The organism is Microbispora corallina (assembly GCF_016863035.1).
Classification (GTDB): Bacteria; Actinomycetota; Actinomycetes; order Streptosporangiales; family Streptosporangiaceae; genus Microbispora; species Microbispora corallina.
Map to the genome: position 1 here is coordinate 211424 of NZ_BOOC01000001.1, position 15653 is coordinate 227076.

The 15653-nt window shown below is 73.9% G+C and carries 13 protein-coding genes; 3 read left to right on the forward strand and 10 right to left on the reverse strand.

The window, feature by feature from the left end; genetic code table 11:
* Positions 1-22: 22 nt before the first annotated feature.
* From Mco01_RS00960 to mraZ, 5 genes are all read right to left on the reverse strand, one after another.
* Positions 23-1594, reverse strand: a complete 1572-nt coding sequence (locus Mco01_RS00960; protein WP_204055201.1) for a UDP-N-acetylmuramoyl-L-alanyl-D-glutamate--2,6-diaminopimelate ligase — start codon at positions 1592-1594, stop codon at positions 23-25.
* A gap of 41 nt (positions 1595-1635) precedes the next feature.
* Positions 1636-3315 carry a peptidoglycan D,D-transpeptidase FtsI family protein gene (locus Mco01_RS00965; protein ID WP_204055202.1) on the reverse strand — a complete coding sequence of 560 codons (1680 nt, stop codon included), beginning with the start codon at positions 3313-3315 and terminating at the stop codon, positions 1636-1638.
* A gap of 914 nt (positions 3316-4229) precedes the next feature.
* A complete protein-coding gene (gene ftsL / locus Mco01_RS00970; RefSeq protein ID WP_204054996.1) occupies positions 4230-5078 on the reverse strand; it encodes a cell division protein FtsL in 849 nt (282 codons plus the stop codon).
* Positions 5075-6040: a 16S rRNA (cytosine(1402)-N(4))-methyltransferase RsmH gene (gene rsmH, locus Mco01_RS00975; protein ID WP_275410455.1), complete on the reverse strand. Its 966-nt coding sequence runs from the start codon at positions 6038-6040 to the stop codon at positions 5075-5077. The genes ftsL and rsmH overlap by 4 nt, the downstream gene beginning before the upstream one ends.
* Before the next feature lie 242 nt (positions 6041-6282).
* On the reverse strand, positions 6283-6714 hold the full coding sequence (mraZ, locus tag Mco01_RS00980; RefSeq protein ID WP_036323766.1) for a division/cell wall cluster transcriptional repressor MraZ: 432 nt from the start codon (positions 6712-6714) through the stop codon (positions 6283-6285).
* A 414-nt stretch (positions 6715-7128) separates the two neighbouring features.
* Between mraZ and Mco01_RS00985 the strand changes: the two genes are divergently transcribed.
* From Mco01_RS00985 to Mco01_RS00995, 3 genes are read left to right on the forward strand one after another with little or no spacing between them, the layout of a single operon-like run.
* Positions 7129-8166: an AAA family ATPase gene (locus tag Mco01_RS00985; RefSeq protein WP_204054998.1), complete on the forward strand. Its 1038-nt coding sequence runs from the start codon at positions 7129-7131 to the stop codon at positions 8164-8166.
* Between the two features lie 10 nt (positions 8167-8176).
* Positions 8177-9403, forward strand: coding sequence for a DUF58 domain-containing protein (locus Mco01_RS00990; protein ID WP_036321431.1), 1227 nt, complete (start codon positions 8177-8179; stop codon positions 9401-9403).
* Between the two features lie 36 nt (positions 9404-9439).
* On the forward strand, positions 9440-11923 hold the full coding sequence (locus Mco01_RS00995) for a transglutaminase TgpA family protein (RefSeq protein ID WP_204054999.1): 2484 nt from the start codon (positions 9440-9442) through the stop codon (positions 11921-11923).
* Between the two features lie 115 nt (positions 11924-12038).
* Here the strand turns inward: Mco01_RS00995 and Mco01_RS01000 are convergent, their stop codons facing one another.
* From Mco01_RS01000 to efp, 5 genes are all read right to left on the reverse strand, one after another.
* A complete protein-coding gene (locus tag Mco01_RS01000) occupies positions 12039-12422 on the reverse strand; it encodes an SCO2097 family morphological protein (protein ID WP_036321436.1) in 384 nt (127 codons plus the stop codon).
* A gap of 147 nt (positions 12423-12569) precedes the next feature.
* On the reverse strand, positions 12570-13811 hold the full coding sequence (locus Mco01_RS01005) for a DNA polymerase IV (protein ID WP_204055000.1): 1242 nt from the start codon (positions 13809-13811) through the stop codon (positions 12570-12572).
* A gap of 58 nt (positions 13812-13869) precedes the next feature.
* A complete protein-coding gene (locus Mco01_RS01010; RefSeq protein WP_239103242.1) occupies positions 13870-14589 on the reverse strand; it encodes a methyltransferase domain-containing protein in 720 nt (239 codons plus the stop codon).
* An 89-nt stretch (positions 14590-14678) separates the two neighbouring features.
* Positions 14679-15089 (reverse strand): transcription antitermination factor NusB, encoded by a 411-nt coding sequence (gene nusB / locus Mco01_RS01015; RefSeq protein ID WP_036321445.1) that lies wholly within the window; start codon positions 15087-15089, stop codon positions 14679-14681.
* 1 nt (position 15090) lies between these two features.
* Positions 15091-15651 (reverse strand): elongation factor P, encoded by a 561-nt coding sequence (gene efp / locus Mco01_RS01020; protein ID WP_204055002.1) that lies wholly within the window; start codon positions 15649-15651, stop codon positions 15091-15093.
* Positions 15652-15653: the final 2 nt, after the last annotated feature.

Sequence of the window (15653 nt, forward strand, 5' to 3'; positions counted from 1 at the left end):
CGGCGCCGCCTGGGATGTCGGCTCAGGCACCCGCGGCCCCCTCGCCCGCGCGGGCGGCCCGCTCGCGCCTCGCGACGGCCCGCGCGGCCACCTCGCGGTCGTCGAAGGGGACCACCTCGCCTCGGACATACTGCCCTTGCTCGTGTCCCTTGCCGGCCACAACTACCACATCTCCGGGCGCGGCACCGGAAATCGCCAGATCGATGGCGGCCGCCCGGTCCGGCTCGACGACCACGTGCGCCCGCTCGTCCTCGGGCACAAGCAGGGCGCCCTCCAGCATCGCGGCGAGGATCGCCAGGGGGTCCTCCGTGCGGGGGTTGTCACTGGTCAGGACGGCCACGTCGGCCAGGCGCGCGGCGGCCTCGCCCATCATCGGCCGCTTGCCGCGGTCGCGGTCGCCGCCGCAGCCGAGCACGATCGTCAGGCGCCCGCCGGGCCCGTCGTCCAGCACGGCGCGCAGCGACCGGAGGACCGACTCGACCGCGCCCGGCTTGTGGGCGTAGTCGACGATCACCTGGACGTCGCCCGCCCCGGGCACCCGCTCCATCCGCCCGGGGACGCCCGGGAAGGACGCGACGCCGGCCACGGCCGTCTGGAGCGGGACCCCGGCCTCCACCAGCGCGACCAGCGCGCCGAGCGTGTTGTCCACGTTGAACGGCCCGGGGAGCGCGACCACCGCGTCGGCCTCGACCCCGCCCGGCCCGACGACGCGGAAGGCGCTGCCGTCGCCGCCCAGCCGCACGTTCTCGGCCCGCCAGTCGGCCTCGGGGGCGCCGGAGGCGGAGAACGTGGTGATCGGGATCTTCGCCAGGCCGGTCAGCTCGCGGCCGTGCCGGTCGTCGACGTTCACCACGCCCAGCCGCGACAGCTCCGGCGTGAACAGCCGCTGCTTGGCCGCGAAGTAGTCGTCGAGGTCGCGGTGGAAGTCGAGGTGGTCCTGCGACAGGTTCGTGAAGATCGACACCTCGTAGAACAGTCCGTCGACCCGGCCGAGGGCCAGGGCGTGGCTGGAGACCTCCATCGCCGCGGCCGTGACCTCCTGCTCGCGCATCAGCGCGAACAGGCCCTGCAGGTCGCTCGCCTCCGGCGTGGTGAGCTCCGCCGGGAAGCAGGTGTCGCCCGCCCGGATCTCCACGCCGCCGATCAGGCCGGTCCGGTGGCCGGCCGCCCGCAGCCCCGCGTCGAGCAGGAACGTCGAGGTGGACTTGCCACTCGTGCCGGTGACGCCGATCAGCGTCACGCCGGCCGCCGGGTTCCCGTACACCCAGGAGGCCACGCGGCCGAGCAGCGCCCGCGCGTCGGGAACGACGAGCACCGGCAGCCCGGTCGCCACGGCCCGGTCCCTGCCCTCCTCGTCGGTGAGGATCGCCGCGGCTCCCGCCGCCAGCGCGGCCCCGGAGAACTCCGCGCCGTGGGCCCGGTTGCCCGGCAGGGCCACGTACAGGTCGCCACGCAGCACCCGCCGCGAGTCGATGGTGATGCCGGTGACGGCGCCCCTGACCGCCCTGGCGCCGGGCGAGGGGACGGCCGAGACCGTGCCGAGGAGGGCCGCAAGCCCGGACAGCGGGCGGGCCGGCACGGAGGCGGGACGCATGGAGGACGGGGGACGCACGGCGGAGAGCGTACCTTCCCCTGTCACCCTTGGGTGCGAAGGACGACGTCGGGCGCCTTCGTACCCGTCGGCGGGATCTTCCTGCTCTTCAACGCGAATGTCATGACGTCCTTGAACACCGGGGCGGCGACCATGCCGCCGAAGTGGCCTTTCTTCGGATCCTGGATCACGGCCAGCGCCATCAGCCGGGGCGCGTCCGCGGGCGTGAAGCCGACGAACGTGGCCGTGTACCCGCAGTATCCCCCGCACTTCTCGTCGTACCGCATGGCGGTGCCGGTCTTGCCCGCGACCCGGTAGCCGGAGATCGACGCGGCCGTGCCCGTGCCGTCGTGACCGACGGCGGCCTCCAGCATCTGGGAGATCTGCTGCGCGGTCCGCTCGCTGATCACCCGCGTCCGCCTGGGCGCCGGGGACGGCACGAGCCTGCCGTGCTCGTCGGTGGTGCCCGCGACGATCGTGGGGGTCACCCGCACTCCTCCGTTGGCGATCGTCTGGTAGACGCTGGCCATCTGCAGCGCGGTCACCGAGATGCCCTGGCCGTAGGCGATCGTACAGCGCTGGCTGCCCGACCAGTCCTGCCAGGCGGGCAGCAGGCCGTCCTGCTCGCCGGGGAGCCCCGACCCGCTGCGGGCGCCGAACCCGAACGCCCGGAACATGTCGTACAGCCGCTGGCTGGGCAGGCTCTGCGCCGCCATGATCGTGCCGACGTTGCTCGACTCGGCGATGACGCCCGTGAACGTGAGCGGCTCCACCTTGTGCGGCTCCGCGTCCTTGATCTGCCGGTCGGCGCACTGGATGTGGTCGGGCACCCGCAGCACGGTCTCGGGGGTGACCGCCCCCGCCTCCAGCGCCGCGGCCGCCGTGATGACCTTGTTCGTGCTGCCCGGTTCGAAGATCTCCGACACCGCCCGGTTGCCCCGGTCGTCCACCGGGGCGTCCTGCCAGTCGTTCAGGTCGAGCTGCGGGGCGTTGGCCATCGCGACGATCTGGCCGGTCCGCACGTCCATGACGATCACGCTGCCGCTGCGCGCCCGCGTCGCCGCGACCTGCTTGGCGATCGCCTGCTCGGCGGCCCACTGGATGTCCCTGTCGATCGTGAGCCGCACGTCGCGGCCGGGCACCGGCGACCGCCGGGTGCTGCGCGTCATCGGGATGCGCTGCCCGTCGCGGCCGATCTCGATGCTCTGCTGGCCGTCACGGCCCGCCAGGAGCTTGTCGTAGGCGCTCTCCAGCCCCTCCAGGCCGGTCCCGTCCACGCCGACGAAGCCGATCAGCCCGGCCGCGAGCGAGCCGCCCGGGTAGAGGCGGCGGTAGGTCTGCTTGGACCCCACGCCCTTGAACCCGTAGCTCATGATCTGCTTGGCGCGCAGCGGGTCGACGTCGCGGGAGATCGGGATGTACCGCTGGCCCGTCTTGGCCAGCTTGGCGTCGATCTCGGGGCGGGGCCGGTTGAGCTGGGCGGCCAGCATCGCCGCGACCTGGTCCCGTTTGGCCGGGTCGACGTCCTTGGGGTCGATGTAGATCTCGCGGGCGTCGACCGTCACGGCGAGCTCGTGCCCGCCGAAGTCCTTGATCGAGCCGCGCCTGGCCGGCAGCACCTCGGGCTGCACCCGCTGCTGCGCGGCCCTGGCCTGTAGGACCTTCGAGTCGAGCCCCTGGAGCTGCACGAGCCGCCCCGCGAACAGCGACAGCACGAACGCCATCGCGACCAGGGCGGCGTTGAGCCGCCGGCCCGGGTTGCCCAGCCGCAGGACGGCGGGCGGGCGCGGCGGGGCCGGGGGGCGCGGCGGGCCCGGCGGACCGGACCTGCGCCCGTTCGGCCCTCCGGGCCGCGCGCCGGGGACACGGGGGCCGGCCGGGCTACCAGGGCCACCGGCGCCGCCGGGGCCGCCGGGCCTCTGCCGCTCGGCGGTCCGGCCGGCGGCCGGCGCCGTGACGTCCGCCGGTCCACGCCGGGAGGGACGGGATGAGGGGGCGTCGGATGCCGTCCCCCGGCCGCCCGCCCCGGCGGGGTCGCCGGAGGCCCGGCGCGGCCGCCCGGCAGTCCCGGGCTCCGAGCGTGAGGCGCCGTCGCCGGGCGGGGTCCGGCGCGGCCGGGCCGCCGCCCCCGCCTCGGAACGCGACGCCACGTCACGCTCCTCCGGAGTACGGCGAGGCCGCCCGGGCGTCCCGGGCTCCGAGCGTGAGCCCGCGTCGCCGGGCGGGGTGCGCCGGGCGCGCGGCGGCGGGGCGTCGCCCGCCGCGCCACGGTCCGCGCCCTTCGAGCCACGCCCCGTGCCGTTCGCGCCGCGGGCCGCGCCGTTCGCGCCGCCGTTCGTGCCGTTCGCGCCGCGGTCGGCGGCGTTCGGGTGCTGGGCGCGGCGCGGGGGCGTGGCGGGGCCGCGGCGGGGCTCCTCCTGCGGGTGGGGCCCGCCGCCGTTCCTGCGGACGCCGCGCTGGTCCGCCGGGTCGTCACGACCCGGTGGGAGGGGGTGGTCGGGACGTCCGGGCCGCGGCGGTCCGTCCAGGCGGGACGGCCTGCCCGCGGAGCCCGTGCTCCTCTTGCCGCCGCCCGGACCCTGACCGCCTCGCCCGCCGGGACCGCCGCGGCCGGGGCCGGGGTTCCGGCCGCCTTCTCTCACCGGACCGCGCCCTCCCCCTGGGGGGCCGCGGGGGTCGCCTCGCCGGACGGGGCCGCCGAGGGACCCGTCGTGACGAACTGCGGCGCCGACTTGTTGTCGTCTTTCAGGTACCCCCTGGCCGCCTCGGACAGCGCGTTGGGCTGGCTCCACACGCGGAGCTGGTTCTCCTGGGCCGCGGCCTGCTGGTGCAGCTCGTCGATGCTCGACCGCAGGTCGCTCAGCTTGAAGGAGTCCTGCGCGAGCACCGTGTTGAGCAGCAGCAGCGTGACCAGGCCGCCGCACATGAGACCGGCCACGAGCAGCACGAACGGCGCGCGCGGCGGCCTGCGGAACGCCCGCCGGACGGCTGGGACCCCGGGCGCCGCCGACGGGGCCGGTGAGGCCGGCGGGGCGTCGGGCTGGGCCGTGCCGGCGCGCGCGGGCTCGGGGCGCCTTGCGGGAGCCGTGCGCGGGCGCGCCGGAGCGGCCGTCCGGGCTCGCGGACCCGTCGACTCGGGGGCGGCCGCCTCGGGGGCGGTCGCACGGGAACGAGCCGGGGCGGCTGACCTGCGGGCGTCGGGGCGAGCCGTCGCGTCGCGGCCGTCGGGGACGGGGGCGGACGCGCGCGGACGCACGCCGTTCAGGGGGGCCTCGGGCGCCCGGCGCGTGCGGGCGGCGCCGAGCGGCTCGCGCGTCTCGGGGACGCGCGGGGCCTGCGGGTCGCGCCGGCGCCGGGGGGCGGGGACGGCCTGGGCCTCCGCCTCGATCGGGCCGTCGGGCGTGACGGCCCCGCCCGACCGGCCCGCCGTACGCGGGGCCGCGGCCGGGCGCGCGGCCGCCCTCCTGGTCTCCTGCTCTGTCCTCATCCCTGGCGGATCCTCTCTGCCGCCCGCAACCGGGCAGAGGCCGCCCGCGGGTTGCGGGCCACCTCGTCGTCGTCCGGGAGCTCTGCTCCCCTCGTCAGTAGGCGGAACCGGGGCTGGTGGGCCTCAAGGGGGACCGGGAGCCCCCGAGGGCTCGTGTCCGTGGTTCGCGCCGCGAGGACCTGCTTGGTGAGCCGGTCCTCCAAGGAGTGGTAGGCGAGCACGACCACGCGCCCGCCCACGGCCAGCGCGTCGAGGGCCGCGGGCAGCGCGCGCTCCAGCGCGCCGAGCTCCTGGTTCACCTCGATGCGCAACGCCTGGAACGTTCTCTTCGCCGGGTTGCCCCCGGTCCGTCTGGTGGCGGCGGGGATGGCCGCCCGGACGAGGTCGGCGAGGCGCTTGGTCGTGCCGATGGGGTCCTTGGCGCGCTCCCGGGCGATGAGGCTCGCGATGCGCGCCGCGAAGCGCTCCTCGCCGTAGTCGCGCAGGATGCGGGTGAGCTCCGCGACGGAGTAGGTGTTCACCACGTGCTCTGCGGTGAGCTCCTGCTCGCGGTCCATCCGCATGTCGAGGGGGGCGTCGTAGGAGTAGGCGAAGCCGCGGCCGGCCTCGTCCAACTGGGGAGAGGAGACGCCGAGGTCGAACAGGGCGGCGTGCACGACGGGACGCCCGGCCCGTTCGAGGACCTCGGGAAGCTCGTCGGAGACCGCCCGCACGATGGTCACCCGGTCCGCGTAGGGCGCGAGCCGCTCGGTGGACCGCTCGATGGCGGTGGGGTCCCGGTCGATGCCGACGAGATGAAGGGACGGGTGGGCCGCGAGAAGCGCCTCGGCGTGCCCGCCGAGGCCGAGGTTGGCGTCGACCGCGACCGGGTCGGGCCCGGCGAGAGCGGGAGCCAGCAACTCCAGCACGCGACCGAGCATGACCGGAACGTGACCGCCCGACTGCGCGGGATCATGCGACAACGCTTACAACCCCCATATCGCCGCTACTGTGCTCGCGGATGCGCGGCTGCCGCCGGTGACTACCCAACGGGTCCCCACCCATGCCGGCCCCTCTGGCGGGGCCGACCCGTCCGGCCAGGTCCCCATCCGCGTCGCCGCCGTGGCGCCTGACACCGGGGAAGGTGCATCAGATGCCACTGGGAGCGGGTGGAGACCTCGCCGAACGTCACCGACGGGTCATTCGATCAGATGGATCAACGAATTCACAGGATTCCCGGCAGCACCTCCTCGGAAAGGTCGGAGAAGGCCTGCTCCTGGGCCTCCAGGTACGTGTCCCACGCCTGGGCGTCCCAGATCTCCAGCCGCGTGTTGGCGCCGATCACGACGCAGTCACGTTCCAGCCCCGCGTACTGCCTGAGGCTCTGCGGAATGGTGATCCGCCCCTGCTTGTCCGGCGTCTCGTCGGACGCGCTGGCGAAGAAGACGCGGCTGTAGTCGCGGACCGCCTTGGCCGTGACCGGTGCGGTGCGCAGGGCCTCGGTGATGCGCTGGAACTCCTCTACGGGGAAGACGTAGAGGCAGCGCTCCTGGCCTTTGGTGATCACAAGACCCTCCGCCAGCTCCTCGCGATACTTCGCCGGCAGGAACAGCCGTCCTTTGTCGTCAAGGCGCGGTTGGTGGGTGCCGAGGAACAGCGGATCCACCTCCCGTGCCTTGCGGAGCGCTCAGCGCTGTAGCCTCTGCCCTCCACTGCGCACCACCATACTCCACTTCTCCCCACCGTCAACTGATTCAAGCCGTGTCGGCATTGGAATTCGGCCGCGTTTTCGCAGGTAAATCGGGGTGATGCGGAGTGGGGCGCGGCGGCCCCCCGGCCGGCCGGCTGGGCGTGTCGGAACCCCCGGCGCGGACGGGGAAGCCGTACGGCGCGGGGATTTCCGCCGCCGCCCCGCACGGGTGGAGGAAAGTGGAGGGGACTTTGTCACGGGATTCGCACGAACGCGGGACCTGAGCGAGAACACATCGGACGACACTGTGGGCTACCGCGCCCCGGGATTACTGGACAAAGTCGCTCGGGAACCACAGGAGACATAGGGTCAGTACACAGAATGGAAAAAGGAACGTATAACGCCCCATTCTCGGGGACGCACCCTCATGGAGGCCTGGTGGCAGCAACCCCCGACGTCACCGATGCGGAAACCCGGCTCGAGGATCTGGTCGACACGGCTCGCCGGATCCGCGACGCCATCGAATCCGTGATCGAGGGCAAGAGCGACGTCGTCCGCCTGACACTCACCGTGCTCCTGGCGGAGGGCCACCTTCTTATAGAGGACGTGCCGGGGGTGGGCAAGACCATGCTCGCCAAGGCCCTCGCGCGCTCCATCGACTGCCCCGTCAAGCGGGTCCAGTTCACTCCCGACCTGCTGCCCAGCGACATCACCGGCGTCAGCGCCTACAACCAGCAGAGCCGGGAGTTCGAGTTCAAGCCGGGCCCGGTGTTCGCGAACATCGTGGTCGGCGACGAGATCAACCGCGCCTCCCCGAAGACCCAGTCGGCCCTCCTGGAGTGCATGGAGGAGCACCAGGTCACGGTGGACGGCGTCACCTATCGCCTCGAGTCGCCGTTCATGGTCATCGCGACGCAGAACCCGATCGAGATGGAGGGCACCTATCCCCTCCCGGAGGCGCAGCGCGACCGCTTCACCGCGAGGATCGCGATGGGCTACCCCGAGGCGGCCGCCGAGCTGGAGATGCTCGACGTGCACGGCGCCTCGCAGCCGCTGGACAAGCTCGACCCGGTCGCCACGACGGCCCAGGTGCACGCGCTGATCAGCGCCGTGCGGGCCGTATACGTGTCACAGCCGGTGAAGCGGTACGCCGTGGACCTGGTGGCGGCCACCCGCAGCTCCCCCGACCTGCGCCTCGGCGCCTCCCCCCGGGCCACGCTGCACCTGGTGCGGTGCGCCCGGGCGCACGCCGCGCTGTCCGGCCGCGACTACGTGATCCCGGACGATCTGCAGGACCTGGCCGTGCCCGTGCTGGCGCACCGGCTGCTGCCGAGCATGGAGGCGCAGGGCCAGCGCCGCCATCCGGAGCAGGTGATCACCGAGCTGGTCCGCCGTGTCCCGGTCCCGGACACGAGGTGACGGAGGACCGATGACGGGGTTCAAGGCCCTGACCTCCCGGGGACGGTCGTTCATCGCCTCGGGCGTCGCGGCCATGCTGTGCGCGTTCTTCCTCGGGGAGGGCGACCTGCTCAGGGTCGCCGTACTGATCATCGCGATGCCGCTGCTCGCCTCGATGGTGGTGGCGCGCACGCGGTACCGGCTGAGCAGCGTCCGCCGTCTCGACCCGGCCCGGGTGGAGGTCGGCGCCGACAGCACGGTCACCCTGCGGCTGGAGAACGTCACCCGGCTGCCGACCGGCCTGCTGCTGGTCGAGGACACCCTCCAGTACGCCCTGGGCACCCGGCCGCGGTTCGTCCTCGACCGGGTCGAGGCCAGGGGCGTGCGGGAGATCGACTACAAGGTGCGCTCCGACCTGCGCGGGCGCTTCCCCATCGGGCCGCTGTCGGTCCGGATCACCGACCCGTTCGGCCTGGTCGAGCTGGCCAGGTCCTTCACGATCACCGACACGCTCGTCGTCATCCCCGAGGTCGTCCCGCTGCCGCCGGTGCGCCTGTCGGGCGAGTGGACGGGCGGCGGCGACAGCCGTACGCGGTCGGTGGCCGCGGCGGGCGACGACGACGTCGCGCCGCGCGAGTACCGCCAGGGCGACGACCTGCGGCGGGTCCACTGGCGGTCCACGGCGCGGCACGGCGAGCTCATGGTGCGGCGCGAGGAGCAGCAGTGGCAGAGCAGGGGCGCGCTCCTGCTCGACACCCGCAGGCACGCCCACCGGGGCGACGGGCCGCGGTCGTCGTTCGAGGCGGCGGTGTCGGCGGCGGCCTCGATCGGCGTCCACCTGTCCCACGAGGGCCTCGGCCTGCGGCTGGTCACCGACCAGGGCGCCCAGCACCTGTCCGACACCGGCCAGTCGTGGTCGCTGCTCGACGCGCTGTCCGTGGTGCGGCAGAGCTCGGCCCGGTCGCTGGAGCACGGCATCGCGGCGCTGCGGCAGGGCACGGGCGAGGGCCTGGTCATCGCGGTGCTCGGGTCGGTCGACGTGGAGGACGCGCGGGCCCTGGCCCAGCTCCGGCACGGCGGGATGAACGGGGTGGCGGTCCTGCTCGACGTGGAGGGCTGGGACGGCATGACCGACGAGACGGCGGAGCCGGCGCGCGCGGTGCTGACGGCGAGCGGCTGGCGGGTGCTGGTGCTCCCGGCCGGGGGCTCGCTCGCGGCTCTCTGGCCGCAGGCCGCGTACAAGCGCAGCGCCGCCTGAGGGCGCCTCCAGGACGGAACGAGGAGTGGACGACCGATGAAACTGCCGGTAGCCGCGGGTCTGTCCACCGCGGCCGTCGCGATCACGCTGTACCCGCTGTTCGACGGCGGCGCCTGGTTCTGGGCGAGCATGGGCGCGATCCTCGTGGTGACCGTGGTCGGCGTGGTGGCCGGCCGCCTCGGCGCGCGCCCCTGGGTCACGCCGGTCGCCGCGCCGTTCGCCCTGCTGGTGTACCTGACGGCGGTGTTCACGCACGACCTGGCCTGGCTCGGCGTGGTCCCGACGAAGGACTCGCTGCCGCTGCTGGCCGAGCTGGTGTCCACCGGGTTCGACGACATCCAGCGGTACGCCGCCCCGGTGCCGGCCAACCCGGGCATCACGCTGCTCACGGCCGGCGGCGTCGGGCTCATCGCGCTGCTGGTCGACCTGTTCGCGGTGCGGCTGCGCCGGGCCGCGCTGGCCGGGCTGCCGCTGCTGGCCCTGTTCACCGTCCCGGCCGCGGTGATCACCGATCCCATCGGCTGGCCGGCGTTCGTGATCGGCGCGTTCGGGTACGTCGGGCTGCTGGTGGCCGACGGCCGGGAGCGGCTGAGCCACTGGGGCCGGGCCGTGGTGGTGCGGCGCTCCCGCACGCTGACCGGCGGCGGGTCCCCCGACACCGGGCGGCTCGCCCTGTCGGGCAAGCGCATCGGAGTGACGGCGATCGCGCTGTCCATCCTGCTGCCCGCGCTGCTGCCGGCCCTGTCCCCCGATCCGCTGTTCGGGTTCGGCGTGGGGAACGGCCTCGGGTCCGGCGGTGGCACGATCGCCATCCCGGACGCCATCGCCAAGCTGAGCGGGCAGCTCAGCCAGCAGAACAACGACACCGTGCTCACCTACACCAGCAGCGACGACCAGCCGCGCTACATGCGGATCTACGCCCTCGACCTGTTCGACGGGACGAAGTTCACCCCGAGCGGCCTGCGGGGGCGGCCGGAGGACCGGGTGTCCGAGGGCCCGCTGCCCCCGGCCCCGGGGCTCGGCCCGGCGGTCACGGTCAAGAGGGCCGAGACCCGCATCTCGATCAGTGAGGACATCGGCCGTCTCACCTTCCTCCCGCTGCCGTACCCGGCCGTTCAGGTCGAGGCCGACGGCGACTGGCGGGCCGATGAGTCGACGCTGACCGTGTTCTCCACCAAGGACGAGGCGGCGGGGCTCGCCTACCGGGTCGTGACCGGCGAGCCCGAGCCCACCACCACGCAGCTCGACACGGCGCTGCCGCAGCCGGAGGGCGAGGCGCGGTACGTGTCCCTGCCCTCCGGGCTCGACCCGCGGATCGCGGCGCTCGCCAAGCGGGTCACCAGCGGCGCCACCACCCAGTACCAGCGGGCGGTCAAGCTCCAGAACTGGTTCACCCACACCGGGAAGTTCACCTACAACATCCGGGCGTCCGGGTCGGGGCGGCAGGCGCTGTCCCACTTCCTGTTCGACGAGCGGTCGGGCTACTGCGAGCAGTTCGCCAGCGCGATGGCCGTGATGGCGCGGATGCTCAACATCCCGGCCCGGGTGGCCATCGGGTACACGGGCGGGACGAAGATCGGCGACAAGTGGACCGTGCGTGTCCACGACGCCCACGCCTGGCCGGAGCTGTACTTCGCGGGCGTCGGGTGGCTGCGGTTCGAGCCGACCCCGGCCGGCGCCGCCGGTCAGGGGACGGCCGAGGCGCCGCAGTACACGCTGCCCGTCACGCCGAGCGCCGGTCCCAGCGCCGGCCCGTCGTCAGGCCCGGCCACCGGGACGGACGACTCGGACACGCTGGGCAGGCCCTCGCGTCCCAACCCCCGGCAGATCGACCGGGACCTCGGCGCCGTGCCGCTGGCGCCCGCACCCGGCATGCCGGTGATCGCCAAGGTGGGCGTCGGCGCCGCCGTCGTGCTGCTGCTCGCCCTGATCCCGGCCGCCGCCCGGCTGCTGTCGCGGTCGCGGCGCGGCCGCGTGCTGGGCCGTACGGCGCCGCCCGCCGGGGCGGTGCCGGCGAGGGCCGCGACGGCCGGCGGGGACGACCGGGCCGGGCGGCGGCCGCCGGCGGACGCGGCCTGGCTGGAGCTGTGCGACACGCTCACCGACCTCGGGATGCCCCGGCGGCGTGACGAGAGCCCGCGGGCGCTCGGCCGGCGGATCACCGAGCGGTACGAGCTCGACGCGGAGTCGGCGGCGTCGCTGGCGCGGATCGTCTCGGCGGAGGAGCGGCTCCGGTACGCCCGCACGCCGGCGGCCGCCGGGCCGGGCAGGGCCGACGTGCGCAGGGTCAGGCGCGCGCTGGCCGGGAACGTGTCGCGGTGGCGCCGCCTGGGAGCCGTGGTGGCCCCGATGTCGACGCTGCTGCGGATCAGGGCGGTGGGCGAGCGCGCGCTCGACCTGTTCGACCTGCTGGAGGGTGTCCGGCTGCGGTCAGGTCCCGGCCCCGCCGCCGGGTCCGTCCAGGCGGACCGGTCGTACGAGGCGCCGAGGGAGACGACCCTCACCGGCTCCCGGCGCTGACCCCGGGCCCGGTCGGGGGCGACCGGCGGCTCGGGCGACGACGGATCGGGTCAGAGGTGACCTGGCACCACGACACCGCCCGCCCGGGACACGGGCGGGCGGCGGGGTGCGATCGTCAGCGCTCGTCGTGGCGGCGGCGCCAGCGCTCCTCCATGCGCTCCATGAAGGTCTGGCGCTGGGGGCGGCGCCCACGGCCGCGGGCCGGGGAGGAGGAGTCCCCGCCGAAGCCGTTCATGCGCTTCCAGCTCGACAGGCCCCACAGGCAGCTCAGCAGCATGACCACGAAACCGGCGGCGCCGAGGAGGATCTGCGGCACAATGGCGCCGACCATCAGCAGGACCACGCCGAGTGCGAAGCAGACGGAGGCTCGCACCAGGCGGCGCTTGTAGTGGCTGCGCGGATCGCTGATCCGTACGGTATTGGCCCACTTCGGGTCCTCGGCGTAGAGGGCCTGCTCGATCTGGTCGAGCAAGCGCTGCTCGTGCTCAGACAGCGGCACGGCGCCTCCCAAGGACGGCCCCACTCAGGGGAAGACGGCAACGGACGACACGGGGTGTCCGAACCTCGCGGTCGGTTATCCCCAGAATACGAGCCTGTAGACGTAGGCGAAAGAAAACGTCCAACGCGGTCCAAACCGGAGGTGACGTCATGGACCCATTGGACCAAACGGACGACGAACGAGCGAGCCCGGGACCACCGCGTCGGGGCCGAACCTCCGGGCGGCCCTGTCCATGGCCTGTTCGGCCTCCCGCCAGCCCGTCTCCCGTTCGCCCAGGCCGAGCTGCCGGGTCGCGGTGGCGGCGGGAGCGAGGTTCTCCACACGGACGCCGACCAGCCGGAGACGCACCCGCTCCAGCCCGGCGGCTTCGTACAGCTCGCACGATGTGTCGTAAATCTCCTTCGCGACGTCGGTCGCCTCGCGGAGCGTCCGCGAGCGGGTGATCGTGGTGAAGTCGGAGCGGCGCAGCTTCACGCTGACGGTCCTGCCGACGTGGCCGGCCGCCCGCAGCCGGGCCGCGACCCGCTCCGACAGCCGCAGCAGCTCGCGGCGGATCACCTCCGGGTCGTCCACGTCCTGGGAGAACGTCTCCTCGTTGCCGACGCTCTTGTCGGGCGCGTGCGGCACGACCCGGCGCTCGTCGCGCCCCCACGCGAGGGCCGCCAGGTGGGCGCCGACGGCCCCGAACTCCCGCTGGAGCGTCGCGACCGGGACGTGGGCCAGGTCGCCCACGGTCCTGATGCCGAGCCGCACGAGCGCCTGCTCGGTCCGCTCCCCCACGCCCCACAGGGCGGCGACCGGCAGCGGGTGAAGGAACTCCACGACCCCGTCGGCGGGGACGACCAGCAGGCCGTCCGGCTTGCACTGCCGGGACGCGAGCTTCGCCACGAACTTGCTGCTCGCCACCCCCACCGAGCAGGTGATCCCATACCGGTCGGCCACCTGCTCGCGGATCGTGCGGGCGATGGCCGCGGGGCTGCCGAGCCGCCGCCGGGCGCCGCCGACGTCGAGGAACGCCTCGTCCGAGGCGATCGGCTCGACCTCCGGCGTGATCGCCTTGAAGATCTCCATGACGCCCCGGGACACCTCGGCGTACACGCCGTGGCGGGGCGGGATGACGGTCGCCTGGGGGCACAGGCGGCGGGCCCGGGTCATCGGCATGGCCGAGTGGACGCCGAAGCGGCGGGCCTCGTAGGTCGCGCTGAGCACGACGCCGCGCGCCCCGGTCGCGCCGACGATGACGGGGGTGCCGCGCAGCTCGGGCCGGTCCAGCAGTTCGACGCTCGCGTAGAAGGCGTCCATGTCGACGTGGAGGATAGGGCAGCCGCTGTCGTCGGCCGGGCCGTCCGGCGGCGTCGGATCCCGGGGCAGCAGCTGGTTCCGCGACACACCGCCACCTTACCCGAACACGGTTTCTATTCGGAGCCCGGCGCGTGTCCGGATCGGGTCAGCGGTGGGCGAGCACGTGGAGGAGCGTCGCGATGTCCCGCAGGACGGGATGGGCGGCGGCCTCCTTCTCCAGCGCGATCAGCCCGTCCGGGTCGCCCTCGGCCAGCATGCCCGGCACGAGGTCGGCGAAGATCCGCACGCCGTGCACGTCGCCGACCGTGAACCCCGCCCGGCCCAGCAGGGCGGTCAGGGCGTCGCGGGAGAACCGGCGCGGGGTGGGATCGCGGTCGCCCCAGCGCCCGTCCGGGTCGGACAGCACCCGCCGCGCCTCGTCGAAGTGCCCGGCGAGCGAGCGGTGGACGGCCGCGGCGACCGAGTTGGCGGCGAGCACGCTGACCACGCCGCCCGGGCGCAGCACCCCGGCGACCGCGCCGAGCGCCCCCGCCGGGTCCTCCACGTACTCCAGCACACTGTGGCACAGAACGAGGTCGGCGCTGCCCGGCGCGATCAGGTCGCCGAGGTCGGCCGCGTCGCCCTGCAGGCCCTTGACGCCGACCCCGGTCTCCGCGGCCCGCCGCTCCAGCGCGGCGAGGGAGTCGGGGGTGGGATCGACGACCGTCACCACGTGGCCCAGCTTCGCCAGCGGCACGGCGAAGCCTCCGGTGCCGCCTCCGGCGTCGACGATGTCGAGCGACTCGCGCCCGGTGGCCGCGGCCCGCTCGGAGAGGACCGCGCGCAGCGCCTCCCAGACGACCGCCTGCCGCGTGGCGTCACGCACTTCGGCCTCCCTTGTCCCGCCCCCCGCGGGCGGTGCTTGCTTCGCCACGCCTTCCGGCGCGGCCGGCTCGGGGCGCCCGAGGCCCCCTCCTAGAGCGACAGCGACGGCTTGAGCTGCTTGAACCGGGCCAGCAGGCCGTTGACGAACTGCGGCGACTCCTCGGTCGACAGCTCGGCGGCGAGGTGGACCCACTCGCTGATGACCACGCCCTCCGGGACCTCGTCCGACCAGAGCATCTCGTAGGTGCCGCCCCGCAGGACGTTGCGGTCGACGGCCGGCATGCGCTCCAGCGTCCAGCCCTCGGAGTAGGTCGAGATCAGCTCGTCGATCCGGTCCAGGTGCTGCACCACGCCCTCGACCAGGAAGGAGGTGTACTCGTTGACGGGCGGGTCCGCACGCTCCACCCGCTCGGCGAGCACGTCGAGCGGGCTCAGCCTTCTGGCCTCGGCCTCGAAGAGGATGTCCAGCGCGCGGCGGCGGGCCTTGCCCCGAGCCGACACGTCAGGCCCGACCGAGGTACTCGCCGGTGCGAGTGTCGACCTTGACCTTCTCTCCGGTGGTGATGAAGAGCGGCACCTTGATCTCGGCGCCGGTCTCCAGGGTGGCGGGCTTGGTGCCGCCGGTCGAGCGGTCGCCCTGCAGGCCCGGCTCGGTGTGCGCGATCGTCAGCTCCGCGGCCGCCGGCAGGTCGACGTAGAGGGGGTTGCCCTCGTTGAAGGCGATGGTCGCCAGCGTGTTCTCCAGCATGTAGTTGGCGGCGTCGCCGACCACCGACCGCTCCACGTTGACCATGTCGTAGGTCTCGGTGTCCATGAACACGAAGTCGTCGCCGTCGAGGTAGGAGTACTGCATCTCGCGCTTGTCGACGTTGGCCACGTCGACCTTCACGCCGGCGTTGAACGTCTTGTCCACGACCTTGCCGGACAGGATGTTCTTCAGCTTGGTGCGGACGAACGCGCCGCCCTTGCCGGGCTTGACGTGCTGGAACTCAACGACGGTCCACAGCTCACCGCCGTCGAGCTTGAGCACCAGTCCGTTCTTCAGGTCGTTCGTCGTCGCCACGT